The sequence below is a fragment of the Sneathiella litorea genome, assembly GCF_009882915.1.
Lineage (GTDB): Bacteria > Pseudomonadota > Alphaproteobacteria > Sneathiellales > Sneathiellaceae > Sneathiella > Sneathiella litorea.
The window spans coordinates 75,655-101,172 of sequence record NZ_WTUW01000009.1 but is presented as its reverse complement, the minus strand read 5'-3'; the positions used below and the strand labels follow the sequence as shown (position 1 = coordinate 101,172).

Sequence of the window (25,518 nt, the reverse complement as noted above, 5' to 3'; positions counted from 1 at the left end):
GTTTTATGTGCCGAAACATTGGTATTTCTTAGTTAGTGAGGATAATGCGATGATTGATATTTCCAGACGTAATTTTATGGGTGCCGTGGGGGCCACAGTGGCGGCTTCAACTTTCGGAATGCCCGCTATTGCCGCCGGCAAGACCATCAAGATTGGCGCAGTGCAGCCATTCTCCGGCGGTCTGGAATTGTTTGGAAATCAGGCCAAAATGGGCCTTGATCTCGCTGTTTCGGAAATTAACGCAGGCGGCGGTATTCTCGGTCATCAGGTCGAAATGCTGTATGAGGACGGTAAGACAGACCCGAAAACCTCCGTTGAGAAGGCCAAAAAGCTGATCGAGCGGGATGAGGTGTTGGCTATTTCAGGCCCGATTACATCCGCCGGCCGGGATGCGATGGCCGCCACGATGGAGCGGGGCAAGACGCCGCTGCTCTACGCAACCAACTATGAAGGCGGCATCTGCAACCGCTATCTCTTCTCCTTCAACACCGTCCCGAACCAGGATACAGCCCCACTTATTCCTTATCTCAAGGAAGAGGGGGTTGGCGACAGCTATTACATGTTCGGGGCAGATTACGTTTGGCCGCGGAACATGTTCAAAACCGCAAAAGCCATTATCGGCGACATCGGCGGCTCAACCGTTGGCGAGGAATATACGCCATTCGGCGTCAAGGATTTCTCCTCCATCATTCGCAAGATTGCGGATTCGGGTGCAAAAGTTCTTCTGTTCGCGCTTCCCGGGGCCGATGGCATCACCTTTATCAAGCAGGCAGAAGAATTCGGCCTGACCAAGAATGTGACAATAGCCTTCCTTGGCTTTGCGGAAACCTATCTCGGCGCATTTGGCCCGGGCAAGGGTGAGGGGATGTACGCTGGCGTACCTTTCGTTGCGAGTTCACCGGAGCCGGGCGTGCAGGATTTTGTCGCCAAGATCCGTAAAGAAAATGGCGACGATGCGGTTGTTTCCTTCTATGTGATGACCCATTATAATTCCCTGATTGCCCTCAAGGGCGGCCTTGAAAAAGCCGGCAAGGTAGATAGGGAGGCCCTGATCGATGGCATGGCCGGGTTGTCATTTGAAATTCCGACGGGCTCTGCGATGATTACAAAGGAAGATCATCACACGGCCATGAATATGTATATTGCCAAGACGGAAAACGGCACGTTGAATGTGGCGAAAAAACTTGGTGTTATCGACCCTGCACCGCAGTGCGGATAAGTTAGGAGATACCATGACGACCCGAGACCTTACAGATGATCTGGCAGCGGCCATGCCGCTTGCCTTTACCGAATTCGATCCTGCTGCTGAAGGGCGGAAGGTCGGTCTGGTGATTGTGGATGAGGTGAACGGGTTTGCAACCGTCGGGGCTGGCGCACTTGCGCCACCAGCGCCGAATGAACAGGTCTCGACAATGGTATCGGAGACAGTCAGCCTTGCCCGGCATTTCACGGGGCAGGGCTGGCCGATCCTCGCTTTCCTAGATACCCATGTGCCGGGAAAGCCCGAACCGCCCTATCCGCCGCATTGCGAGGCAGGGACCGGCGAAGAGGAGCTGGTGCCGGAACTTAAATGGCTGGAAGAGGATGCCAATACGACGCTGGTCCGTAAGGACTGTATCAATGGCTTTATCGGCGCGACACGCAAAGACGGCAGCAATGCAGTGGCCGATTGGGTAGCGGAAAATGGCATTACCGACCTGCTTGTCGTCGGGATTTGCACCGATATCTGCGTGATGGATTTTGTCCTCACCAGTTTAAGCGCGCGCAACCACGATATGATGCCGGGGCTCAAGGATATCTATGTCTATGACAAGGGTTGCTCCACCTATGATTTGCCGCGAAGCGTCGCGGAAGAGATCGGCTATGGAGCGGCGGCGGCCCACCCGCAGGACGTAACCCATTATATGGGCCTTTATTTTATGGCGAGCCGCGGCGCGCAGCTTGTCAACAAGGTAGTTTTTCCGACATAATGATTCCACCCGTCAAATAATAACAAGGGAGGGATCATGACAATCACGGCAAACGGAATAGACTTTGAAACCAGCTTTGAAGGGCCGGAGGGCGCGCCAGTCGTCACGATGAGCCATTCGCTTTGCTGCGATCTCACCGCCTGGGACGAACTAGCCGAGGATCTCAAAAAGGATTATCGCGTGCTTCGCTATTCACTGCGGGGGCATGGGAAAAGCGCCCCTGTAAAGGGGCCTTATGACTTCAAGATGCTGGCGGAAGACGTGGCGGCGATACAGGATGCCTATGGGGTGGCGGAAAGTCATTTCGTTGGTCTTTCCATCGGTGGCATGATTGCGCAGGAATTTGCGCTTCGCTATCCGGAACGAACCACAAGCCTGGTGATTTCAAGCTCCCTTTGTGCGCTGCCGGACGGCGCCGCCGCGCTTTGGCCGGAACGTATTCGTCTGGCCTCGGAAGAAGGGCTGGAAGCGACGGTCGAGCCGACCATGTCCCGCTGGTTCGTGGAAGGATCGCTCGATAACCGGCCGGAACTGGGCGAACGTGTACGTAAGATGATCGTCGATACTTCTATCGATGGATATGTCGGCTGCTGCCATGCCATTGCGGGGATCGACCTTAAAGACCGCATCCCGGCCATCAAGAAAAAGACGCTTGTCATCGTCGGGCGGGAAGATATGGGCACGCCGCTCAGCTCATCAGAATTGATCCACCGGCAGATTGAAGGATCAAATCTGGTGGTGATCGACAATGCCGCGCATCAACTCGCCATCGACAAGCCCGAAGAGTTCAACCGAAACGTCCGGGCGCATCTCGCGTCTGTCTAGCTTTTTTGCAGGATCGACACGTGATGGCGGATATGATCCTCCATAAACGTCTGGATGAAGTAGTAGCTGTGATCGTAACCGTCATGCAGGCGGCAGGTGAGGGGCTGTCCCGCTTCCTTGCAGGCTGCCTCAAAAATCTCCGGTTTTAGCTGCTCTTCCAGGAACTGGTCGGCCTTGCCCTGATCGATCAGGATATGACTCGTCCGGTGGCCGTTTTTGACAAGCTCCGACGCGTCATAGTCCACCCAACTCGCCTTGTCCGTTCCGAGATAGCCGGTGAAGGCTTTCTCCCCCCAGGGGCACTGCATGGGAGAGGAAATCGGCGCAAAGGCGGAGACGGATTTATAGATGTCCGGATTTTTAAGCGCGATGGTCAGCGCCCCATGACCGCCCATGGAATGGCCGAAAATGCCCGTCTTGTCGGGGTCGGTATTGAACTTTTCATTGATCAGCAAGCGAAGCTCGTCCCGGATATAGCTGTACATCCGGTAACTGTCGGCCCAGGGCTCCTTCACCGCATCGAGGTAAAATCCGGCCCCGGTCCCGAAGTCCCAGTCATCCTCCTCTCTGGGGAGGCCCACACCACGCGGACTGGTGTCCGGCATGACAAGCATTATACCGAACTCCGACGCCAGCCGTTGTGCACCCGCCTTGATAGTCGCGGTCTCCTCGGTGCAGGTAAGCCCGGCAAGGTAAAAGAGGACCGGAACCTTCATACCACGCGCTTGCGCAGGCTGATAAACGGCGAAGCGCATGGTTGTCCCGGTAACGGAGGAAAGATGCGAATAGAAACCTTGCGTGCCGCCGAAGCAAGCCTGTTCTGAAATAATTTCCATGGTCTTTCTGTTTAGAATGTCACGACACTGCGGATGGACTTACCTTCATGCATCAGGTCAAAGCCTTCGTTGATTTTCTCGACGGGCATGACATGGGTGATGAGGTCATCGATATTGATCTTGCCATCCATATACCAGTCGACAATTTTCGGGACGTCCGTGCGGCCTTTCGCGCCGCCGAAGGCTGTGCCTTTCCAGACGCGTCCGGTCACCAACTGAAACGGCCGCGTGGAGATTTCCTGCCCCGCACCCGCGACGCCGATGATGATGCTCTCGCCCCAGCCCTTATGGCAGCATTCGAGTGCCTGCCGCATGACATTGACGTTGCCGATACATTCGAAGGAGTAATCCGCACCACCCTTTGTCAGATCGACAAGATAGGGAACGAGATCGCCCTCAACCTCATTGGGGTTGACGAAATGGGTCATGCCAAACTTCTCACCCAGGTCCTTGCGGGCCGGATTGAGGTCAACACCGACGATCATGTCCGCTCCGGCAAGCCGCGCGCCCTGAATTACATTGAGGCCAATACCGCCAAGGCCGAAGACAACCACGTTGTCGCCGGGCTTTACCTTCGCCGTATTGATGACCGCACCGATACCGGTGGTCACACCGCAGCCGATGTAGCAGACCTTGTCGAACGGGGCATCCTCCCGGATTTTGGCAAGGGCAATTTCCGGCACGACCGTGTAGTTGGCAAAGGTGGAGCAGCCCATGTAATGGAATACCTTCTCGCCATTGATCTTGAACCGGCTGGATCCATCCGGCATCAGGCCCTGACCCTGCGTTTCGCGGATCGCCTGGCAGAGGTTGGTCTTGCCACTGGTGCAGTAATCACACTGGCGGCATTCCGGGGTATAGAGCGGAATGACGTGATCGCCTTTTTTCAGGGACGTGACGCCCGGCCCCACATCGACAACAACGCCCGCGCCTTCATGGCCGAGAATAGCGGGAAAGATTCCTTCTGGATCTTCGCCGGACAATGTAAACGCGTCGGTATGGCAGAGGCCACTCGCCTTGATCTCGACCAGGACCTCGCCCTCGCGCGGGCCGTCGAGAGTGACTGTTTCGATGGTAAGGGGGGCTCCGGCTTTATGAGCAACCGCTGCTTTAACGTCCATTGTTCGTTTCCTTGATACTACGTCTATTGTTGATCCAGAGTTTGCAGATTTGGGCTGTCGAAGCAAGGCTTTTCCGGTTAAACTTCGTGCGTATTTTGAGGCGGGAGCAGTGCATGAAAATTGACGGAACATCTTATCGTAGTATATGGCTGAATGACGATGGCTGGTCGGTCAATATCATCGATCAGACCCGGCTTCCCCATGAGTTCCATGTCGAGCGATTGACAACCGTTGATCAGGCGGCCCATGCGATCAAGGCGATGCTGGTGCGGGGCGCGCCACTTATTGGTGCGACGGCGGCTTATGGTGTGTGTCTTGGCCTCAGGGCCGATGCCGGGGATGTCGCCTTCAACAAAATGTGCGAGGCATTAATCGCGACCCGGCCGACCGCGGTTAATCTCCGATGGGCGATCCGCGCGATGCAGGATTTGATCCTTCCGCTGCCGGAAAGCGAACGGGTCTCGGCGGCCTATGAGAAGGCGACGCAAATCTGCGATGAGGATGTCGCGATCAACAGCGCCATTGGCGATCATGGTCTTGGCGTGATCGAAGCGATCTGGGAAAAAAAGGGCAAGGTGGGCCCCCTTAATATCCTCACTCATTGCAATGCGGGCTGGCTTGCGACAGTGGATTGGGGCACCGCGCTCTCTCCCATCTACAAGGCGCATGACGCGGGAATACCGGTGCATGTCTGGGTCGATGAAACACGGCCGCGTAATCAGGGGGCGCATCTCACCTGCTGGGAGCTTGGTAAACATGGCGTTGAACATACTCTCATTGTGGATAATGTCGGCGGACATCTGATGCAGCATGGGCAGGTCGATCTTTGTATCACCGGCACGGACCGGACGACAGCGGCGGGCGATGTCTGCAACAAAATCGGCACCTATCTCAAGGCGCTCGCGGCGAAGGACAACAATGTGCCCTTTTATGTCGCACTGCCGGGGCCGACAATTGACTGGGAAATTGATGACGGGGTGAAAGATATCCCGATCGAAATCCGTGATAGTCATGAGGTGGACTATATTCAGGGGAAGGATAGCGCAGGGCAGGTGAGTGAGGTGCGGATATTGCCCGAAGAAAGCTCGTCCGCCAACTATGCCTTTGATGTGACCCCGGCGTGCCTGGTGACGGGTCTGATTACTGAACGCGGTGTCGCCGACGCGTCAAAAGAAGGGCTCGCGCGGCTCTACGACCGGCTCGAATATAAGGCGAGCTGATCCTCGAGATCTTCCTCGATAAAGGCGCGGACCATATCATCGAGATTGTCGTCCTTCTCAAAACCAAGGCTTTCGGCGCGGGCGGAATGTGTCGCGCGGGGCCAGCCATCGACAATCTTCTGGATCGCGGGATCCGGCTGCCAGAGGATTTTTCCAAGCTGCCGGTTGCCCTTGTGCCGCTCCACTGCCGCTGCCATTTCGCCCGCCGTGATCGATATCCCGGGGAGGAGGAGGGAGCGGGTGGGGCCGAAGGCTTCTGCGGGAAGGTCATGGGCATGGATCAGGGCCTCAATAATCTTGTCGGGTGACATGCAGGCCATCGGCGTCGTTTCGCTTACCGGGCAGACGGCATCCCGCCCACAGAGCGGCTCACGGATGATGGAACTCGCCCAGGTGGACGCCGCCTTGTTCGGCAGGCCAGTGCGCACGGAAATGGTCGGCAGACGGAGTGACCGCCCGTCGATATAGCCTTTTCGGCTATAGTCCTGCACCAGCAACTCTCCCATAACCTTCGCGGTTCCGTAAGAGGTTTGCGGGACCTGCGCGGTCTCATCCGTCACCACATCGGGGAGGCCGCCGCCATAGGTGGCGATGGAACTGGTGAACAGAAGTTTGGGCGCATGGGGGAGGGCGCGCGCCGCCTCCAGCACATGGCGGGTTCCGTCGAGATTGATGCGAAAGCCGAGATCGAAATCCTCCTCGGCCTGCGCGCTCACCACCGCGGCGAGATGAAAAATGCTCGCCGTGTCCTTATCGATCAGGCTGTTGATCTCTCCGGCATCGGAGATATCGCCGGAGATATAGCGAACCCGGTCATCCTTGATATCTATCTCAGGCGCGATATCGAAAAGAACAAGTTCAGTGATCTCCTGCTGCGCCCCTTTCGGTCCGGCGAGGTTCCCGCGTCTGAGCAGTGCTTTTGCAAGTCGTTTGCCGAGAAATCCGGCACCGCCTGTAATGACAATCTTCATCCGTGTTTCCTCATCCGTATGCGCCATTCAAAACAGTCATCACCATAATCCTGACGTTGTAATACTTCCAGCACAAGATAGCGGTTATGAACGGCGAGGGCGCCTTGCCAGAGTTGGTTCCAGCTATCGAAGACGCTGGTTGGATGTGGGCCTGTGCCGCGCATCAGGCGCCAGCCTTTTTGACGAACGATGAATGCGTCGCCGTCTTTTTCTATCTCCACCTCATCATCGTGGCCGTCGATCATCCCGGCGAGATAGCGGGCGAAGCCTTCGATGCTGTCGCCGGTAATCCCAAGGCTGTCGGCAGTGCTGCGATAGAATTGTTTGCCGATCAGCTGTGCGGTCATGCCGCCAAGGGCATTGGCTTCCATCGGGCCGAAGATATCAGCAAGGATAATCAGGCTGTTCTTGGCATATTCCATGGAATAGTTGCGGTTGGCTTTCTGGAGCCGTTCCTCTGGCCAGGTAGACGTGTCCAGCGTTGGCGTGGTGGACGGGTCAAACGGAGGTGCAATCTCACCCGGAGCGAACTGCAATCTTTCCTCCGGCGCGAGGTCATGATCGAACATTTTAAAGTATCCGGCCATGCCATATTGTCCGTCCATATCCTGTGAGGTGCAAACGAAACCGAGGCGGGGGTTTTTGAGGCTCACCCCGTTCTGCGCATACCAACCCTTCAGGTAACCATGATTTACTTCTAGCGGGATACCGCAGATGGCCGCGCCATCATATATCCAGCGAGGGTGACAGAAATGGACCCAGGCCTTGTCATCGCTTTCATACATATATTCCACAGGCACGCCGCCGACGCCGTTCGATAGATAATGATACTGCGCACAGGCGACCGCGTCGGGGAGATCACTCAGGCCCAGCTTTTCAAAACTTGAGAGAAACTTCTCATGATGCTGGCGGCGGAAAACATGGAACGTGAGGTCACCCGCCGCCGCATGGCCCTTGCGGAGCGCAAGGGTCAGGAGCAATCCGGTGAAATAGGCGTGATAGAGGGAGGCGACAGCCGAGTATCTGTCTTGTTTTGTTGAAGTTTTCAGCATGAATTTGATCCCAATGCGGTATGTGTTTTTATTTTTATTATGAAAGGCGAGTATACATCGACCCGCATATTTCGCCAGTCCAGTGTACCTGTTTAAAACGATACAAATATAATTGAAAAAATATCTAATATGTATCATAATAAGGACGTTCTATTTTGGGAGAGGTAGATGGGTGTAGTTGATCGAGAGTTTGAAAAACTCGAAGCGGCATTTCAGGCAAAGGTGGAGGCCGAACAGCGGATCGAGCCGAAAGACTGGATGCCGGAGAAATACCGCCAGACCCTGATCCGCCAGATGTCCCAGCATGCGCATTCGGAAGTGGTCGGGATGCTACCCGAGGGCAACTGGCTGACCCGCGCGCCGAGCCTGAAGCGCAAGGCGATCCTGATGGCGAAAATCCAGGACGAAGGCGGGCATGGCCTCTATCTCTATAGTGCGACGGAAACCCTTGGCATTTCCCGCGACCAGATGTTTGATCAACTTCATAGCGGCAAGGCGAAATATTCCTCCATTTTCAATTACCCGACCCTTAACTGGGCGGATATTGGCGCGATTGGCTGGCTGGTCGACGGGGCGGCCATTACGAACCAGATTGCACTCTGCCGCTGCTCCTACGGCCCGTATGCGCGAGCGATGATCCGCATCTGCAAGGAGGAGAGCTTCCATCAGCGGCAGGGCTACGAGATCATGATGACTATGGCGCAGGGAACGGAGGAACAGCGGGACATGGCGCAGGACGCCTTGAACCGCTGGTGGTGGCCAACTTTAATGATGTTCGGCCCGAATGATTCCAATTCCGCTCATTCTGCCCAGTCAATGCAATGGAAGATCAAGCGCCAGTCGAATGACGAGCTGCGGCAGAAATTTGTCGATGCGACGGTGCCGCAGGCGGAGTTTTTGAATTTGCGCATTCCGGATGACCAGCTCAAATGGAATGAGGACAGAGGACATTACGACTTTGGGGAAATCGACTGGGAGGAATTCCGCAATGTCGTGAAGGGCAACGGACTGTGCAATCGGGAGCGGTTGCAGGCCCGTGTGGACGCCCATGAGGGGGGACGCTGGGTGCGCGAGGCTGCGCTTGCCCATGCCCGGAAACAAGAGGCCCGCAAAGCGGCGGCCGCGGCGTAAGGAGAGAGAATGTATGAGCAAGAACAATAAAGGCGAACTGCCGCTCTATGAGGTCTTTATCCGAAGCAAGAACGGCCTCGATCACAAGCATGTGGGCAGCCTGCATGCGGCGGATGCGGAAATGGCACTGATGGCGGCGCGCGATGTCTATACGCGGCGCGGCGAAGGAGTCAGCATCTGGGTCGTGAAATCGACAGACATCGTCGCGTCCTCCCCGGAGGATCGGGGCAGTTTCTATGACCCGGCTGACGACAAGCTCTACCGCCATCCGACCTTTTTCGAGCTTCCCGATGAAGTCGGCCATTTGTGAGGCAGGATGACTGACAAAGACATGCTTTTTGATTATCTTCTGCGCCTTGGGGACAACAGCCTGATCCTCGGTCAGCGGCTCGCGGAATGGTGCGGCCATGCGCCGATGCTGGAGGAAGATCTCGCGCTCACCAATATCGGCCTCGATCTGCTGGGGCAGGCGCGGATGTTCCTTTCCTACGCCGGGGAGGTCGAGGGGAATGGACGGGACGAGGACCGGCTCGCCTATTTCCGGGATACGAAAGACTGGCGCAATCTCCTGCTACTGGAACAGCCCAATGGCGATTTTGCGATGACCATGGCTCGGCAGTTCTTCTTCGATAGCTTCCAGTATCTTCAGTTTGAGGCCCTCTCGAATTCTACGGATGAACGTCTGGCCGGGATTGCCGCCAAATCCCTGAAAGAGACGACATATCATCGCCGCCACAGCACGGACTGGATCATCCGCCTTGGTGACGGAACAGACGAAAGCCATGAAAGGATGCAGCGCGCGATTGAGGCGCTCTGGGGCTATCTCCCTGAAATGTTCGACATGGACGCGGTGGACGAGGCGATGGTTGTGGACGGGATCGGCGCGGATGTGGCAGCGCTTCGCCCTGAATGGGATGAGTATGTCAACGGTGTGCTGACCGAGGCAACCTTGACCCGCCCGGAAGATAGCTGGTCGGTCCGCGGGAGTCGGGAGGGCAAGCATTCTGAGCATCTGGGTTATATCCTCGCCGAGATGCAGTTTTTGCCGCGCGCCTATCCGGATGCGAAATGGTAGCCCTCGCCACATATAATCAGATCGAGAATATCCTCGCCCTTGTGAAGGATCCGGAAATCCCGGTGCTGAGTATCGCCGATCTCGGCATTATCCGCCGGATTGAGACGGGAGAGGACGGCCATCCCATCATCGCGATCACGCCCACCTATTCGGGCTGTCCGGCGACAGAGGTGATCGAGGCGGATATCGCGAGCATGCTGAAACTCCACGGCATTACCGATTTCGAGATCAGAATGGAAATCTCCCCCGCCTGGACGACGGACTGGATCACAGCGGAAGGGCGGCGAAAGCTCGCGGAGTATGGCGTCGCCCCGCCGGCTAACAAGGGAAAGGCGGCTCTTCTAGGGCAGGAGGAGATTGCCTGCCCGCAATGCCACTCTAAACGGACCGAGCTGGTGAGCGAGTTTGGCTCCACGGCCTGTAAGGCGCAGTATCGCTGCCTCGATTGTCTGGAACCCTTCGATTACTTCAAATGTGTGTAGGCCGTATCAATGACGATTATCCATCCTCTCAAAATCAAGGATGTGGTGCAGGAGACAAAGGACGCGATTTCAATCTCTTTCGATGTGCCGGAGGATTTGAAGGAGGCCTACCGTTTCACGCAAGGGCAGCATCTGACCCTGAAAGAAGTTCTGGATGGGGAGGAAGTGCGTCGTTCCTACTCGATTTGCAGCGCCGTGGGGGAACCTGAATTACGTATCGCCGTGAAAAAGATTGCCGGAGGAAAATATTCGAACTACGCCAATGAAAATTTCCGTCCGGGCAAAGTGATCGACGTGATGGAACCGCAGGGGCGTTTCTTCACGCCGCTTTCGGCGGAGAATGCCAAACATTATCTCGCCATCGCGGCGGGCAGCGGCATCACCCCCATCCTGTCGATTATCAAGACGATCCTGAAAACAGAGCCTGCCTCCCGTGTGACGCTTGTCTATGGCAACCGGAGTGTTTCCGGCATCATCTTTCTGGAGGCGCTTGAGGATCTGAAGAATATCTATCCTGATCGCTTCAATATCATGCATATCCTCAGCCGGGAGCATCAGGATGTGGAGCTGTTCAACGGCCGGATCGATGCGGAAAAATGCGCCGCTCTGTTCGAGAGTGTGATTGATGTTGCGTCACTGGATGAGGCGTTCCTATGCGGACCGGAGGAGATGATCCATGCCGCCGAAGCGGCCCTTCAGGCCAGAGGAATGGACAAGTCTCATATCCATTTTGAGCTGTTCATCACGGAAGCTGCGAAAATGGCGGAGATCCAGACGCCGCAAATGGAGGAAGCAGGGCCGTTGCGTCAGGTCGGGATTATCCTGAACGGCCGCCGGTCGGATGTTGAAGTGACGGAAGAGGGGAATTCCATTCTTGAGGCTGGGCTCGATCAGGGTCTTGATCTGCCCTATGCCTGCAAGGGCGGGGTGTGTTCCACCTGCCGCGCCAAGGTCATCAGTGGTGAGGTGCGCATGGACACCAACTACGCGCTGGAAGATGATGACGTGGCGGACGGCTTCGTCCTGACCTGTCAGTCACACCCGCTAACAGACGATGTGGTGGTCGATTACGACGCGTGAGGATCAGAAATTTTTGACGCCCGGCACGCGGCATTCATAGGTCGTGTAGGTCTGCAGCGGGATGCAGGCCGCGCTGACGCTGACGACGAGGTTGCCCTTGCAATCGGTGAAGGAAACCCAGCCTTCGACACGATCAATACGCCCGCCGCCGACACCGTTGCTGTCATAGATATTGACTATCTCTGTGCTCTCGATTCGCTCCGGCGGCAGGGAGAGCTTGGCGATTTCATTCTTAATTTCCGTTTGGCAGCGTGCACTTGTGAGATCGGCCGCGGCCAGGGGAACAACTGAGAAATTGACGAGGCAGAAACTGATCAACAGAAGGAATGGACGGCGCATCAGGATAACTCCGGAAAAGGATCTTTCCTTAAAGCTATGTTGTCTTAGCGGTGAAACAATGTCGACGACGTAAAATACTCGTGTAGTCGTCAGAAGTCTGTCTTGACGCCGCCTTCCGCAATACGCTTGTCGATAAACTCATTGAGCTCCTCCAGCCGGGCCGGATCATGAGGGGGCTCTTCATACTCCGCGAGAATGGATTTATAGATGGTATTGGCGCGTTTCATTGCGTCCGGCGAGCCGGCCTCGACCCAGCTCTCGAAATTCCGCCAGTCAGACAGGATCGGGGTGTAGAAGGCGGTTTCATACCGTTCCTGTGTATGCTGGGTGCCGAAGAAATGTCCGCCATGCCCGGCCTCCCGCATGGCATCGAGGGCAAGTGAGTCCGGCGAGGTGTCGATGGGTTTCATCATCTCGATCATCATCTGGATCATTTCCACATCCATGATGACTTTCTCGAAACTCGCGCTCAGGCCACCTTCCAGCCAGCCGGTGGAATGCTTGACGAAATTCGCCCCGCCAAGGACCAGCGACCAGAGCGACATTTCCGATTCATAGGCCGCCTGTGCATCCGGCGCGTTTGAGGCATTTACGTTGGACGACCGGTAGGGAATATTATAACGCCGGATAAGCTGCCCGCTGGCGATGGTCGCCTTGGCATATTCCGGTGTGCCGAACGCGGGTGCGCCGGACTTCATGTCCACATTGGAGGTAAAGCTGCCATAGACGACCGGGGCGCCGGGCCGCACGGTCTGGGCGAGGCTCATTCCGGCGAGGGCTTCAGCATTCTGCTGGGCGAGTGCACCCGCGAGCGTCACCGGGGCCATTGCGCCGGATAAGGTAAAGGGCGTCAGCATCACAACCTGCCCATGGGCCGCCATCTCGATAATTCCCTCAAGCATGGGGGAATCCAGCATCAGGGGGGAGTTGGAATTGATGATGGTGAACAGGCTCGGCTGGGTCAGCATTTCCTCCATCGAAATGCCACGCATGATCCGCGCCATCTCGATCCCGTCGAGGTTTCGCTGCCGACCGAGGGAATAGATATAGGGCACCTTTTCCGTCAGCGTCGCAAAATCCCGCCCGCATTCCAGATGCCGGATAGAGGCGTGGATGTCTACCGGCTCCACTGGATAGCCGCCGCTGGTCCCAAGGATATTGAGGCTCTGGGTCAGTTTCAGGAAATTTCGGAAATCCACCCGGTTGCCGGTCCGCCGTCCGCCATCCATATCCATCGCGTTGGGCGTGCTCGCCACCATGGAGAATACGAGATTCTGTCCGCCAATGGCGAGGTCGCATTCGGGGTTGGGGGCATGCAGGGTGAATTCGGATGGTGCGTGCGACATTGCCTCCATGATGAAGCCGCGATCGAAATAGACGATCTGGGTATCCTCATCGACCTTCTGCCCGGCTTTTTTCAGGATTTCCCGCGCCCTTGGCAAACGGACCATGATGCCGATATTTTCAAGGATCTCCATGGAGGCGTTATGGATATCCTCGATCTGGTCTTCGGACAGAAGCTCGGTGGGCTTGAACGTGTTGACGACTTTCTGGCGGGGGAGCTGGGTGAAGCTTGCCTTGACCCGGTGGCCGCGCCGGGATCGCCGACCGGGAGAGCGTTCATTTCCTGCCGTCATCATTATCTCCTTTCAATAGAGCGGGACGTTTATCCCCGCATCCGTTCCGCCGTCGGGTCGAGCAGCGGCTCGAGCACCATTTTCGCGGGCCGCATTTCTCCCAGTATCTCGATCTCGAACTCGCCGCCTTCCTCGATCATGTCAGGCGGGGTAAACCCAATGGCGACGGATTTCCCGACATAATGGGCATAGCCGCCGGAAGTGACGAAGCCGACAACCTTGCCGTCCTTCCAAATCGGCTCATCCCCATGGACATCTGCATCCAGCGCGTCGACAACAAAGGTGGACAGCTTGCGTTTGACGCCCTCCGCCTTTTTTTTCAGCACAGCGGCCTTGCCGATGAAATCCGCAGGCTTGTTATAGGCGACGAAGCGATCGAGGCCGGTTTCCTCTGCCGTGTAGTCGGGCTTGAACTCCCGCATCCAGGAGCCGAAGGATTTTTCAAGGCGCAAACTCATCATCGCGCGCATCCCGAACGGCGTCAGGCCAAATTCCTTGCCGGCTTCGGCCAGCACTTCATAGAGGCCGATCTGTTCATCGGCAGGGACATAGATTTCATAGCCGAGATCGCCGGTATAGGTGACCCGCTGGACAATGGCATCGGACAGTCCAACGCCCATGCGTTTCACCGCCATAAAGGGAAAGGCCGCTGTCGAGACATCCTCATAGGTTACCTTGGCGAGTAAATCACGCGCCCGCGGGCCAGCAATCTGGAACCCGATGCGTTTGAGGCTGACATTCTCGATCTCGACGCCTGTCTCCGGCAAATGATCCCAGAACCAGCGAAGATGATAGCCTTGCGCCCCGAAGGAGGCGGTGAGCTGGAACTCTTCTTCGCCCAGCCTTGCGATGGTAAAGTCGCCGATCAGGCGTCCTTTCGGGCTCAGCATCGGGCTCAGGCTCATCCGGCCGACCTTGGGCACGCGTCCCGCCATGATCATATCGATCCACTCCGCCGCCTTGTGGCCCATCACCTTGTATTTGCCGAAGTTGTGTATTTCCGTGATTCCGACCTTTTCGCGCACGGCCCGGCACTCTGTGCCAACCGCGTCAAAGGCATTGGACCGGCGGAAGGAAGGTGTCTCCAGTAGCGGCTCTCCCTCCGGCGCGAAATAGTTGACCGCCTCCATCCCGTAGGCCTGCCCGAAGACGGCACGCTGATCTTTCCAGATCGAATAGGCGGGTGTTGTCTGGAAGGGACGCGCAGCGGGCAGTTCCTCATTGGGGTAGGAGATACTGAAGCGGCGCTGGTAATTCTCGGTGACCTTCTTGCGCGCGTAGGGACGGGAGCAGTAGTCGCCATAACGCGCTACATCCATGGCGAAGACGTCACGGCTTGGTTCGCCCTCGATCATCCATTCGGCGAGGGTGAGGCCGACGCCGCCGCCCTGACTGAATCCTGCCATCACCGCACAGGCGGACCAGTAGTTCTTGAGCCCCGGTATCGGTCCGACCAGCGGGTTGCCATCCGGCGCGAAGGTGAAGGGGCCATTGATCACGTTCTTGACGCCTGCCGTGCCGAGGACCGGGAAGCGATTGAAGGCGAATTCCATGCTGTCCTCGATACGGTCGAGCTTGTTGGGGAGCAGTTCATGGCCGAAATCAAGCGGTGTGCCATTCACGCCCCATGGATCGCAGTCCTGTTCGTAAAAGCCAATGCAGAGACCGCGCCCTTCCTGCCGGAGATAGCTTTCGCCCTCGGGGTCCATGACATGGGGATGCTCTCGCCCGAGCTCATAGATCTCGGGAATATCTTCGGTGATCAGATATTGGTGCTCCATCGGGTGCAGCGGGAGGAAGATGCCGACCATCTCGCCCAGTTCCCGCGCCCAGAGTCCGCCCGCATTGACCACATATTCGGCGTTGATCGTGCCGTCCTTGGTGACGACCTGCCAGCTTCCGTCTGGTTGCGGGTTCAGTTCCAGAACGGGATTGCGAAGATAAATCTCGGCGCCGAGCTTGCGCGCGCACATGGCATAGGCGTGGGTGGTGCCGGAGGGATCGAGATGACCGTCGAGCGGATCATAGAGGCCGCCGATCACGCCCTCGACATTGGTAATGGGGGAGAGTTCCTTGATCTCCGCCGGCCCGATGATATGGGTATCAAGCCCCATATAACGATGCTTTGCCCGCTCGGTCTTCAGGTAATCCATACGGTCCGGTGTGCCCGCAAGCGTAATACCGCCGACATGATGCAGGCCGCAAGACTGTCCGGAAAGTTCCTCCAGCTCCTTGTAAAGCTTGATGGTATAGCCTTGCAGGGCGGCGATATTGGTATCGGAATTGATGGTATGAAAACCACCTGCCGCATGCCAGGTGGAGCCGGAGGTCAGCTCCGACCGCTCGATCAGCGCGATATCGGTCCAGCCGAGCTTGGCCAGGTGATAGAGGACGGAACAGCCGACAACGCCCCCTCCGATGACGGCTACCTTGACATGGGATTTCATGTTTTTGCTCCCCCGTATTTGTTCTATCTTCTATCCAAGGACGGTAAAGCTGCTGTCCTTGCTGACCTCCCGGTTGCGCGAAAATGTCCCCATGGAAAGATCGTAATCGATATTTTCAAGATGGAAATGAACCGGATCGGCGTCATGATCGCGGCCCGCCTCGCATTCGCGGATCAGTTTCTCCATCATCCGCCCGGCAACCGGCGCGTTCTTGAACTGGTTGCCGCTGGTCCCGATGGCGAGGTAATAACCATCGAGACTGGTCTTGTCATAGATCGGTACCCAGTCCCTGGTCACGTCATAGAGCGCGACAACGCCCTTTGTCTTCCGTGGTATGCCCAACGCAGGAAATCTCTGGGCAAGGCGCAAAACCTGCGCGTTCCACTGCTCGGTAAAATCCTCGTTGAAATTATCCGGATCGACCCATTCCTGCGTATCGCATTTCGGGTCCTCCGATCCGATCAGGATATGATTGCCAAGTTCGGGCCGGCAATAGACCCCGACGTCACTGTCGGAAAGCACGACTCCGTCGGACTCAAAATCGAACCCGTCGGGAGAGGGGACATGCGCCACCTCATGCCGAAGCGCGCGGGTGGTCATTTTCATATCCTCCAGCACCCCGGCCATTTCATTGACCTTCCCCGAATGCGGTCCGGCAACGTTGACAACAACGGGCGCGTCAATCTCGGTGCCGTCTTTCAATGTAACCCCGGTGACGCGGCCGCCCGACTGACGGATCGTGGTGACTTCGGCGTTGAATTTGAAGGTTGCACCATGGGCTTCTGCCGCGCGCTGGGCGTTATGGGCGGCAAGCTGCGGATCGCTGACATAGCCGCCGCGCGGGAAAAAGACGCCTCCCGGCACTGTCTCATCCGTCGGTTCCCCGAAGGTGGGGTCTTCCGGTCGTTTTACCGGTGCAAACTGATGAGTGTCGATAATCGGCAGTTTTTCGCGCATCTGCTCCGGCGTCAGATGTTCATAGGGGCAGCCAATCTTGTCCATCAGGGTACAGATTTTCTGCATATAGTCGTTATGCGGTGTCTTCACGATCAATGCGCCCGTATCGTGGTACTTGATCAGGCCTTTCTCATCCTCAACGCCGATATAGTCGGCCCAGTTCTTCCAGTAGAACCACCCCTCATAGGCAAGGGCGCAGGTATCCAGCGCGGAATAATAGGTGCGGATGATCGCGCAGGAGGCAGATGTTGAGCCGAAGCCGGAAGCGGGCAGGCGGTCGATCGACAACACCTTGCGGCCCGCCTTGGAAAGTTCATAGGCAATGCAGGCCCCGATAACCCCGGCACCGATGATCACGGCATCATATTTGTCGCTCATTGGCTGTCTCTCCCTAACCGCATGTTCGGTGAACTTCTTAAATATTTCACCTGAGGAAGATCGCTTGCAAGTGGAAACTGCCCAATCGCCATACATTAGTACGAAAAAACGAAAGTCATGTCGTTCTCAATAAAAAGCGGGTCGGCGGGGTATAAATTATTCCCACCGCGGATCGTTGTATTAAGCCGATATTTGTGGGGTTTTCTGTTTTCAGGGGAGAGTCGCGGAGAGAATAATACAGAACAGGTTCCCGACAGGCGCAAATTCATGGCATAGTATTCTCATTCAACCGGAGAGTTTGGGGAGCGTCATAGAATGAACAACAGAAAATTGATCAAAGGGCTTGCTGGCGGGGCTGTCGTCGGCACTCTCCTGTTGGGGACCATATTACCGCTTCACGCGGAAACAATCACTATGCAGAACTTCGATGAGTTCTCCCGTTTCTTTGAGGGCAAGGGTTATTCGATAGCGAAATGGAAAGAGGGAACGCAGCCTGTTCCGCCCTACGTTATCCTTGATATCCCGGAGGAGTGGCGCAAGAAAGTGGCCCCTGAATTACCGGTCGCGGAGAAAAAGCGCACCTTTCTCCGGCTCTCCATTCCGCTTGCCTTCGTTGCCAACCACGCCCTCCGCGAGGACAGGAAACATCTGAAGACTCTGGAGGAGGATCACGCCGCTGGCAAGGCGCTATCGAAAGCCGATGAAAAATGGCTTCTGGAGCAGGCCGATAACTATGGTCTTGGGGGGCGCGATATTGATGAAAGTTTCTGGCACGAGCTCAAGCATCGGGTGGATATCGTTCCGCCATCCCTGATTGTCGCGCAAATGGTGGATGAGAGCGGCTGGGGTACGTCGCGCTTTGCGACCGAGGGAAATGCCTTATTTGGACAATGGAGCTACAAGGGTGGCATCAAGCCAAAGGAGCAGCGCAAAAGCAAAGGCAACTACAGCGTTGAAGCCTTTAAGACGCCGCTCGCCTCGGTACAGGCCTATATGCTCAATCTCAATTCCCATGATGCCTATGCGGATTTTCGAAAAGCCCGGGCGACCCTTCGCGCACAAGAGCAGACAGTTACTGGTCCCGATTTGGTGGGCACCTTGATCAGATACTCCGAAAGGGGGGAAGCCTACGTCAAGAATATCGAGGCGATCATGACCCACAATGACTTGTCGCCACTAGATGCAGCCAGAATTGCGGATGAGAAAATAATGTATGTGACGCTGAAATAACGACCCAAGGATCAATCAGAAGCGATAGCCTGACCTGCGGACATGGCCGCCCGTCTTTTATCAACAGCCTTGAAGCGCAGTCGCACAAGCCGGTTCAGGTTTGGCAAGCCGTCCAATAGGCCTGGAATCACGACTTCCGAAGGCTTCTTTTGTTGGGATAAGTGACGGAGCGCCGTCAACATTGTGTCACTTGCCCGTTCGTCATCGTCAACCAGAACACCAATGAGACCGGCTTCTGCGGCTCGGGTTGCGCGGATATACTGCTCCAGGCGCGGCACCGTTCTCGGGATGATGAGCGCTCGCTTGTTCATGGAAAGGACTTCGCAGAAAGTATTGTAGCCGCCCATGGCAACAACCGCGGTTGCCTCCTTCATCAGGCTTTCCATATGGCTATCGAAGGTAACAGCCCGCACGCGCGGCAACTGCTGTATGCGGTCGCGAAAGCTTGCGCGTGTATCTGGCGGCATAAAAGGGCCCAGAACAAACAGGGCATTCAAGGGAGGTTGCCGGTTTCCTTCATAGGCGCGGAGGACCCAATCCGTCAGGACATCGCCATCGCCGCCGCCGCCGACCGTCACCAGTACGTAGGGTTCGGTCATTTCCTCCAGGATGGCGGGTCCTGATATTGCGGGTGCCGTACGTTGCAGATAGCCGGTATAGGTGATTTTCCGTTTAACGTTTGCCGGGATTTCGAGGCCTATGAGCGGGTTGTAAATCTGCTTGACGCCGAAAATCCAGATATCATCGTAAAGATTTTCCAGGGCCGGAAGGACATTCTTGCGTTCCCACTCTGGTGCCAGCAGGGCCGGATCATCCAGAACATCGCGAAGCCCCAGCACAAGACGGGTGCCGGTGGCCTTCAGCATTTCGAGTGTCTCCGTCACCTCGCCTTTCAGGCCATAGGGTTCCTTGTCGACAATGAAGATGTCCGGATCGAATGTCTCCGCCGTATGTTTGATAATGGAGGCCCGCATGGCTAGCGTTTGTTCGGTGTTGATATGCAGGCTGAGCGAGGTGTACTCCCCGTTGCGTAACTTGATAATGCCCGGGATGCGGACGAAGTCGACGCGGGCCTTGAAATCGAAGCTGCCGATTATCGGGGATCCGGAAAGGATGAGGACTGACATGTTCTGGTTTTGCTCAACCAGCGAGTTGGCCATCACCATGCACCGCCTTAAATGGCCAAGGCCAAATGAGTCGTGGCTATAGATCAAGATGCGTCTTGCACTTTCGATCTTGTTCATGTCGGCCTCCGCTTGTTCCGCCCCGCATATACGAGCTTATGCCTGATAGTTCAACTTTATATCTTCGGTCAGTTACATTTACACGAAGAATAGAGTCTTTGGGAACACCGGGACCAGGGCAGGGAGTGCAAATAAGATACAATATGACGCCGTGCAGGAACGGCAATGATTCTTAGAATCTAGTATTGCGAGAGAGAAATATCAAAAAATATGCAATTATAAAGTGCGTAAATAATATATTAAAACACGCTAATGTATTTTAAACGAGTATTAACCATAATTAAATACACCATTAACTATAAATTAGGGATAATTATACTGACATCACTATTAATTCTATTAATACTAAAATTAGTCGAAAATTGAAATTAATGAACAGAAATAGGGGATTATAGTGACTCTATCTATAAGTAGTGATCATAGTTTCCTTTTGTTGCGTAATTAGTGAAGATCCAAAGTTAGAACCATGTTGGCCGGCGATGTTTTGATTGCCTGTTCCATAAAGAATGATGTTCTTGTGGATCCAATTTGGTTCAATAACAATCATTAAGGGTGTTGTGCCTGCAAGGCGGGATTCATGCCCCATAATTAGCTGATGTGAAGGAGAACAAAATGAAAAAGAGTCTAACCAAACTTTTCCGGGATGAAAGCGGCGTTACGGCTGTTGAATATGCGTTAATGGCGGCCGCAGCGGCAGCCGTGGTCGGTGTTGCGGGGACCGCTTTTTATACCAAGCTTCAAACTGCCTTTAATGACATAGACATTACCGGATCGGGAAGCAGTGGCGGCAGTTCGAACTGAATAATATTACATCACATTACCTCCCGGCCGGGATTTCCCGCGTCGGGAGGGGTTGGGCATCATGACTCCTGCTTATCCCATTTTGGCAATTTTGCTGCTGTGGCTGGCTGCATATACCGACTTGACGCGTCGCGTAATACGCAACTGGATTTCATTGGCGCTTGTGCTGCTTTTTGTTCTCTATGCCTCTTTCTCGGTTCATTCAATCGATATTGTTGGTCATGTGATCTGGGCGGGCATGTTGTTCATTGTGCTGGCAACGGGCTTTTCCTTCGGTAAGGTCGGCGGTGGCGATGTCAAGTTGGCAACGGCAGTCATGCTTTGGGTGGGGCCGGTTTCGGGATTTGATTTCTTAGTAATAACAGGGATTTGCGGCGGAATTCTTGCTCTGGCTATCGTGATTCCGATCTTTCGGATGATATGGGAATGGGCGTTTTCCCCGTTTCAGAAATACACTTCTGTATCAGTAGAAAGCGCCGATTTGTCTGTCCCATATGGTGTTGCTATTGCGATGGGTGGCACAGTGGCGCTCTTTGGCAGCTTTATTTCGGGCAACTAGGGGGAAAGGATGAGAAGTTTTATTTTTATACTCCTCGCAGCCCTGTTCTTGGGGTCCGCTGCCTACCTGGGTAATCAATATCTGTTTGATCGCGATAAGAATATTGGCTTTCCACCAACTTTACCCAAAAGCGCGGCGGACATTTGGGCTCTGCGGCTGGTGACTGACGTTAGCAAGGGCGCCATCCTGGATAAATCAATGGTGGAGTGGGGTCTTATTCCTTCCGATCGGGACGGCGCACCTTTTCTCAAAATGGAACAAATGGATCTGACAAACTGGCAGGGCGCGGTTTTTACGAGATCCCTGAAAAAGGATGTTTTCCTTAAAGACACCCATTTTATCCGACCTTACGAAAACGGTTATCACAAGGCGCTACTCGGGGAGGGAATGCGTGTGCGACCGGTGACTATTGAAAATCTGGATGATTTCGAAGGTTTACTCCCAGGCGATTATGTCGACCTTATTCTCACCTATGTCACACCGCCCCATGCGGTAAGGTCCGGGGAAACGGTTGTCAGAACCATTCTTGAAAAAAACCGTGTCATTGCCTTGGAGGCGGATGGCGGGAAAAGCGCCACAGGCGGGAAATCAACAGCAAAACCGCTGTCACTGGCACTTTCGCCAGAAGACGTTGAACTTGTCTCCATGGCGGAGGCCGTCGGCGAATTACGTATTGCCCTTCATGGGGGAGCGGTCTCTGGAAAAACTGAGAAAACCACCAAAAAAGCAGAGATTTCGGCAAGTGACCTTTTCCCGAATTTGAAACCTGCTCCCGCGGTTCTCGGGCAGACGCGCGCGCGCGATATACGAATAATGCGTGGCGGGGAGACATCGGTTGTTACCCTGACTCCCCCGGTCGGAAAGTAGGGCGCCATCATGAGAGTTAGTTTCCAGACAATCGGTTATATCCTGTTAATGCTGTTTGTTCTCTTTCTGCTATCCCCGCCCGCGGGTTACGCGCGCGCCATTGAGAATAACGCGCATCTGTCGCTTGACGTCAATCAGGGACAGCTCTTTCCGCTCAGTGTTCCCGTCACCGAGGTTCTGGTGACTAATCCTGAAATCGCTGATATTCAGGTTACGGCCTCCAACGGGCTGTTTGTTTTTGGCAAGACCCCCGGCCGGACCCATGTCATGGCACTGGGGGAGGGTGGCGCGGTTTTATTTGACCAATCTATCACGGTCACACGCGACCTAGTGACGCTGTTGCAGCTTCTAGAAGAACAGTTTCCCGGCAGTAATCTCGCTGTCAAGTCCACTCCAGGCCGCATTTTACTCACCGGTCTCGCGCGCACAGCTGTCCAGGCAGAGCAAATTGTCTCCGTAGTGCAAGGGTTTTTGGGCGAGGGGGAGGAAATTATCAACCGCATGGAGATGTTGGCACCTTCACAGGTAAATATCCGGGTCCGCATCGTTGAGATGAACAGGGAGGCAACCAAAAACCTCGGCATTAACTGGGATATACTATTGAATCCGGGTTCGCTTGCCATTGGGTTAATCACCAACCGTTGGCCTTCCCTGATTGGGGGGCAGTTGATACCGGGGTCGTCAAGTACTGGTTTAGGCGGGAGCGGGTTGTTTGGGTATCAGGGAAGCCAAGGCTCGGCCTCGGTTGTCATCGATGCGTTGGCGGAGGAAAAGCTTCTAACCATTCTGGCGGAACCCAATTTAACATCACGTTCCGGGGAAACCGCGAGTTTCTTCGCCGGGGGGGAGTTTCCGATACCCGTTTCCGCGACGGACGATCAGGTCACGATCGAATTCAAGAAATTCGGGGTTATTCTTGATATCACGCCAACCGTGCTCTCCGATAAGCGGATCAGTATCCATATTCGTCCTGAAGTGAGTGAAATTTCCGAGGCCGGGGCCGTTGTCGTGAATAACTTTCGAATACCGGGCATAGCCGTTCGCCGGACAGAGGCGACAATTGAGCTTGCCAGTGGACAGAGTTTCGCCGTTGCCGGCCTGCTGCAGAACCAGACGCGCAACCTGGTCAATGAAGTCCCATGGCTTGCGGACCTCGCGATATTGGGACCGCTGTTCCGATCCAGCCGTTATCAGAATATGGAGACGGAACTCGTGATTATTGCGACAGCAAATATCGTCGCGCCGCGTGACAATGCCGTATTCGCAAGCCCGACAGAAAACTACCGGCCGACGGACCTGGAAGAAAAAATGATGACAGGAAAGCTGGCTCTGCCAACGCTTGCGCCTGAGATTCCGCAGGGTAAAGGGCAAGATGGTCTCACCCTGAAAGGCCCGGCAGGATATATCTATTGAAGAAAAGGAATTCTGCGACAATGCAAAATTTATCGAAAGGCGGGCTCCTTCTCCTCTGTGGCATTTTGCTTTTAACGGGTTGCAGTGGCTCAGAGATGTCAAGAATTCTTCCTCAAAATCTTGCGAAAACCGAATTGCAAAGTCAAAGTTATCATCTGTCCTTTTATAGCAACGGTCCAGATGGATTCTTAAGGGCACAAAACGGCCAAGGTCTGTCAAGCTTCCTTCAGAAACTTACATTGGACCCGCCCGGATATGTGAAGTTTCAGCCAGTGGGGAATAGTCTAACGGAGCGGGATATTGTGACTCTCCTTGAGCAATCGGGCCTGCATCGGCGGAGCGCCGTGGACATTATGCCCGGTACCCTTGCAACAACAAAAGGGCGTGTTCTCGATGTTGTTGTGACTTATTACAGTTACACCCTTGGTAATTGCGGCGCCCATCTCGATCAACGGCTGCTGGATCATACCGCAATGACGTCGCCGGGATTTGGCTGTGCCGTGAACCGGAACCGGATGATGAGCCTCGTCAATCCGGGTAGCACGCAGAATAGAAATTATCTCGCACCGCCGCTTGCCCGGTCGGAGGTTAAGGCCGTGACGACTTACCAACGACTTGCACCGGTGCCATTTCCACCTGCTAATCAATAAGCCGGATCACAAATAATGCCTGTACGCAATTCCCTTGAAATTGTCACTTTCCCGAATGCCGAAAAGAGTGCCGGGGCCGCCGCCTACGTTGCGGACAAGGAGACAGAGAAACAGCTGAAAGACCTCTTGCCGAAATGGGGCTACTCGAATAGTCAAATTCGTCGTGGTTCCCTTCCAGAGGCTATCCGGGACTACACCGATAAAGCCATGCCGACAGTGCTGATTGTCGATATCTCCAAGGTGGCGCTACCCCTCTCAGATTTGCAGGCCCTTGCCGATATTTGTCCACCGCAGGTTAATGTGGTGGTGCTCGGCACACGGGATAACGTCGGGCTGTACCGGGACCTGATGGAAATTGGCGTGACCGACTATCTGGTCAAGCCGGTACCGAGTGATTTGCTTTATCGTGCGGTTGCCCGGGCAAGTGGCCAGATCGCCGCGCGCAACGCGGAGCCACGGGTTGGCAAGTCCGTCGCCGTATATGGTGTAAGGGGCGGGGTAGGCGCGACAACCACCGCATTGAATACGGGATGGCTGCTTGCCAATCACCATAACCGTCAGGTGATGCTCGCCGATCTTAACCTGACCTGCGGTACGCTTGCCCTGGAATTAGGACTTGAACCCACTTCCGGCCTTGCAGAACTGCTGACGGATCCTGACCGGATTGATAATGTTTTCGTTGATCGGGCGACACTGGAAGCAGAAGAGAAGCTGAAACTGCTCGCGTCAGAAACAGAGATTGATGCAGCTCATACCTACGACGGCGCCGCAGTTGCGCGGTTGATGCAGCATCTTCGCAGTCGTTATCACTTCATTATTCATGACATTGACCGGTCCGCACCGGCAACGGCGATGACGGTGCTTAAAAATGCCGATGTGCGATTGCTGGTGATGGATACAAGCCTGGCGGCGGTGCGGGATGCCGCACGAATACTAAAATTCCTGAAATCGGAAGCGGAAGAGAAGAAGACCCTCCTCGTCCTTAATCGGTCGCGGGCCCGTTCGGGTGTGGAACTGCCAATTGAAAAGATCACCCAGTTTGTCGACCATCAGATTGATATCACTATTCCATTCGATAAGAAAAAGCTCGCTGTCGCCAGCATGAATGCCGAACCGGTCGCGCGGGCGAAAGTTCCGATCACCGATGCCTATTTGAAATTGGCTTCGGAACTTATCGGTCAGCGGGAAAAACCGGCCCGGTCGAACTGGCTCTCGGGACTGAGAGGAGGCTGA

At 55.2% G+C, this 25,518-nt stretch carries 25 protein-coding genes; 16 read left to right on the top strand and 9 right to left on the bottom strand.

What is annotated here, in order from left to right; translation table 11 throughout:
- Positions 1-49: 49 nt before the first annotated feature.
- Genes GQE98_RS14465 through GQE98_RS14455 form a run of 3 tightly spaced genes read left to right on the top strand, consistent with a single transcriptional unit; the run spans position 50 to position 2,795 of the window.
- Positions 50-1,219, top strand: a complete 1,170-nt coding sequence (locus tag GQE98_RS14465) for a substrate-binding protein (RefSeq protein WP_161317333.1) — start codon at positions 50-52, stop codon at positions 1,217-1,219.
- Positions 1,220-1,232: 13 nt separating this feature from the next.
- Positions 1,233-1,970 (top strand): isochorismatase family protein, encoded by a 738-nt coding sequence (locus GQE98_RS14460; protein ID WP_161316427.1) that lies wholly within the window; start codon positions 1,233-1,235, stop codon positions 1,968-1,970.
- Positions 1,971-2,006: 36 nt separating this feature from the next.
- Positions 2,007-2,795, top strand: a complete 789-nt coding sequence (locus tag GQE98_RS14455) for an alpha/beta fold hydrolase (protein ID WP_161316426.1) — start codon at positions 2,007-2,009, stop codon at positions 2,793-2,795.
- On the opposite strand, the gene fghA is transcribed toward GQE98_RS14455, so the two are convergent.
- Positions 2,792-3,631, bottom strand: coding sequence for an S-formylglutathione hydrolase (fghA, locus tag GQE98_RS14450; protein WP_161316425.1), 840 nt, complete (start codon positions 3,629-3,631; stop codon positions 2,792-2,794). The genes GQE98_RS14455 and fghA overlap by 4 nt on opposite strands.
- An 11-nt stretch (positions 3,632-3,642) precedes the next feature.
- Complete coding sequence (locus GQE98_RS14445; protein ID WP_161316424.1) at positions 3,643-4,752, bottom strand: S-(hydroxymethyl)glutathione dehydrogenase/class III alcohol dehydrogenase; 1,110 nt, start codon at positions 4,750-4,752, stop codon at positions 3,643-3,645.
- A 113-nt stretch (positions 4,753-4,865) separates the two neighbouring features.
- Between GQE98_RS14445 and mtnA the strand changes: the two genes are divergently transcribed.
- Positions 4,866-5,972, top strand: a complete 1,107-nt coding sequence (gene mtnA / locus GQE98_RS14440) for an S-methyl-5-thioribose-1-phosphate isomerase (protein ID WP_161316423.1) — start codon at positions 4,866-4,868, stop codon at positions 5,970-5,972.
- On the opposite strand, the gene denD is transcribed toward mtnA, so the two are convergent.
- Positions 5,942-6,943 carry a D-erythronate dehydrogenase gene (gene denD, locus GQE98_RS14435; protein ID WP_161316422.1) on the bottom strand — a complete coding sequence of 334 codons (1,002 nt, stop codon included), beginning with the start codon at positions 6,941-6,943 and terminating at the stop codon, positions 5,942-5,944. The genes mtnA and denD overlap by 31 nt on opposite strands.
- A complete protein-coding gene (locus GQE98_RS14430; protein ID WP_161316421.1) occupies positions 6,940-7,995 on the bottom strand; it encodes a hypothetical protein in 1,056 nt (351 codons plus the stop codon). The genes denD and GQE98_RS14430 overlap by 4 nt, the downstream gene beginning before the upstream one ends.
- Before the next feature lie 168 nt (positions 7,996-8,163).
- On the opposite strand from GQE98_RS14430, the gene paaA reads away from it, so the two are divergent.
- From paaA to paaE, 5 genes are read left to right on the top strand one after another with little or no spacing between them, the layout of a single operon-like run.
- The gene (paaA, locus tag GQE98_RS14425) at positions 8,164-9,126 is read left to right on the top strand and encodes a 1,2-phenylacetyl-CoA epoxidase subunit PaaA (protein ID WP_161316420.1); all 963 of its coding nucleotides are present in this window, start codon (positions 8,164-8,166) and stop codon (positions 9,124-9,126) included.
- 13 nt (positions 9,127-9,139) lie between these two features.
- Positions 9,140-9,436 (top strand): 1,2-phenylacetyl-CoA epoxidase subunit PaaB, encoded by a 297-nt coding sequence (paaB, locus tag GQE98_RS14420; protein WP_161316419.1) that lies wholly within the window; start codon positions 9,140-9,142, stop codon positions 9,434-9,436.
- Positions 9,437-9,442: 6 nt separating this feature from the next.
- Positions 9,443-10,201, top strand: a complete 759-nt coding sequence (paaC, locus tag GQE98_RS14415; protein ID WP_161316418.1) for a 1,2-phenylacetyl-CoA epoxidase subunit PaaC — start codon at positions 9,443-9,445, stop codon at positions 10,199-10,201.
- Positions 10,195-10,683: a 1,2-phenylacetyl-CoA epoxidase subunit PaaD gene (gene paaD, locus GQE98_RS14410; RefSeq protein ID WP_161316417.1), complete on the top strand. Its 489-nt coding sequence runs from the start codon at positions 10,195-10,197 to the stop codon at positions 10,681-10,683. The genes paaC and paaD overlap by 7 nt, the downstream gene beginning before the upstream one ends.
- Before the next feature lie 9 nt (positions 10,684-10,692).
- The gene (gene paaE / locus GQE98_RS14405; protein WP_161316416.1) at positions 10,693-11,763 is read left to right on the top strand and encodes a 1,2-phenylacetyl-CoA epoxidase subunit PaaE; all 1,071 of its coding nucleotides are present in this window, start codon (positions 10,693-10,695) and stop codon (positions 11,761-11,763) included.
- A 3-nt stretch (positions 11,764-11,766) separates the two neighbouring features.
- On the opposite strand, the gene GQE98_RS14400 is transcribed toward paaE, so the two are convergent.
- The 4 genes from GQE98_RS14400 to GQE98_RS14385 form a co-directional block, all read right to left on the bottom strand.
- Positions 11,767-12,102 carry a hypothetical protein gene (locus GQE98_RS14400; protein WP_161316415.1) on the bottom strand — a complete coding sequence of 112 codons (336 nt, stop codon included), beginning with the start codon at positions 12,100-12,102 and terminating at the stop codon, positions 11,767-11,769.
- 89 nt (positions 12,103-12,191) lie between these two features.
- Positions 12,192-13,742 (bottom strand): trimethylamine methyltransferase family protein, encoded by a 1,551-nt coding sequence (locus GQE98_RS14395; RefSeq protein ID WP_246157357.1) that lies wholly within the window; start codon positions 13,740-13,742, stop codon positions 12,192-12,194.
- Positions 13,743-13,768: 26 nt separating this feature from the next.
- Entirely contained in the window at positions 13,769-16,186 is a 2,418-nt protein-coding gene (locus GQE98_RS14390) for a GcvT family protein (RefSeq protein ID WP_161316413.1), read from the bottom strand.
- 30 nt (positions 16,187-16,216) lie between these two features.
- Positions 16,217-17,521 carry an NAD(P)/FAD-dependent oxidoreductase gene (locus tag GQE98_RS14385; RefSeq protein WP_161316412.1) on the bottom strand — a complete coding sequence of 435 codons (1,305 nt, stop codon included), beginning with the start codon at positions 17,519-17,521 and terminating at the stop codon, positions 16,217-16,219.
- Between the two features lie 315 nt (positions 17,522-17,836).
- Between GQE98_RS14385 and GQE98_RS14380 the strand changes: the two genes are divergently transcribed.
- Positions 17,837-18,751 (top strand): glucosaminidase domain-containing protein, encoded by a 915-nt coding sequence (locus GQE98_RS14380; RefSeq protein WP_161316411.1) that lies wholly within the window; start codon positions 17,837-17,839, stop codon positions 18,749-18,751.
- 11 nt (positions 18,752-18,762) lie between these two features.
- On the opposite strand, the gene GQE98_RS14375 is transcribed toward GQE98_RS14380, so the two are convergent.
- Positions 18,763-19,995: a glycosyltransferase family protein gene (locus tag GQE98_RS14375; protein WP_161316410.1), complete on the bottom strand. Its 1,233-nt coding sequence runs from the start codon at positions 19,993-19,995 to the stop codon at positions 18,763-18,765.
- A gap of 612 nt (positions 19,996-20,607) precedes the next feature.
- Between GQE98_RS14375 and GQE98_RS14370 the strand changes: the two genes are divergently transcribed.
- From GQE98_RS14370 to GQE98_RS14345, 6 genes are all read left to right on the top strand, one after another.
- Positions 20,608-20,796, top strand: coding sequence for a Flp family type IVb pilin (locus GQE98_RS14370; protein WP_161316409.1), 189 nt, complete (start codon positions 20,608-20,610; stop codon positions 20,794-20,796).
- A gap of 61 nt (positions 20,797-20,857) precedes the next feature.
- Positions 20,858-21,355 (top strand): A24 family peptidase, encoded by a 498-nt coding sequence (locus GQE98_RS14365; protein ID WP_202526324.1) that lies wholly within the window; start codon positions 20,858-20,860, stop codon positions 21,353-21,355.
- A gap of 9 nt (positions 21,356-21,364) precedes the next feature.
- A complete protein-coding gene (gene cpaB, locus GQE98_RS14360) occupies positions 21,365-22,222 on the top strand; it encodes a Flp pilus assembly protein CpaB (protein WP_161316407.1) in 858 nt (285 codons plus the stop codon).
- A 9-nt stretch (positions 22,223-22,231) separates the two neighbouring features.
- Positions 22,232-23,635, top strand: a complete 1,404-nt coding sequence (locus tag GQE98_RS14355) for a type II and III secretion system protein family protein (RefSeq protein ID WP_161316406.1) — start codon at positions 22,232-22,234, stop codon at positions 23,633-23,635.
- Positions 23,636-23,655: 20 nt separating this feature from the next.
- Positions 23,656-24,285: a CpaD family pilus assembly lipoprotein gene (locus GQE98_RS14350; RefSeq protein WP_161316405.1), complete on the top strand. Its 630-nt coding sequence runs from the start codon at positions 23,656-23,658 to the stop codon at positions 24,283-24,285.
- Between the two features lie 15 nt (positions 24,286-24,300).
- Positions 24,301-25,518, top strand: coding sequence for a CpaE/TadZ family protein (locus GQE98_RS14345; RefSeq protein WP_161316404.1), 1,218 nt, complete (start codon positions 24,301-24,303; stop codon positions 25,516-25,518).